Consider the following 540-nt stretch of genomic DNA (forward strand, 5'->3'; position numbering starts at 1 on the left):
TGCGCCGTCCCCGACGCGTACGCTCCCGCGATGCGCGCCGCGAGCCGCACATTGCCCCGTACCGCCGCGAGGTTGGCCTCCAGGGACGCCCCTTCCGTGTGCACCATCAGGTATTCGAGGAGGAACGGCGTCACCGCCTGGCCGGTGATCCCCTTCTCCTTCGCCGCCGCGAGGCCCCGCGCGAGCACCCGGTCGTGCAGCGCGGGATCCAGCTGCTCGGCTTCCGGCACCGGGTTGGCCACGACGAGCGCGGACCGGGGGCCGGTCAGCGCGTCCTGCGCCCGTATCACCCCCGCCACCTCCTCCGGGGTGCGCAGGGTCCAGTCGACGGGTTCGCCCGAGGAGGAGAGGTAGAAGCCGGGGAAGCGCTCCGTGCCGTAGCCGACGACCGTCACGCCCAGGGTCTCCAGGCGCTGGAGCGTCGCGGGCACGTCGAGGATCGACTTGACCCCGGCGCACACCACCGTGATCCCGACCCGGGCGAGCAGCCGCAGGTCGGCGGACTCGTCCTGCGTCTCGCTCCACTCCCGGTGCACGCCG

1 protein-coding gene is annotated in these 540 nt (G+C 73.5%); it reads right to left on the reverse strand.

Going from position 1 to position 540, the window contains the following annotated elements:
• On the reverse strand, positions 1 to 540 hold a 540-nt coding region (locus CCN37_RS38465), incomplete at both ends, for a pseudouridine-5'-phosphate glycosidase (RefSeq protein WP_143262088.1).

This window comes from Allokutzneria sp. NRRL B-24872 (assembly GCF_002155965.1).
Classification (GTDB): Bacteria; Actinomycetota; Actinomycetes; order Mycobacteriales; family Pseudonocardiaceae; genus Allokutzneria.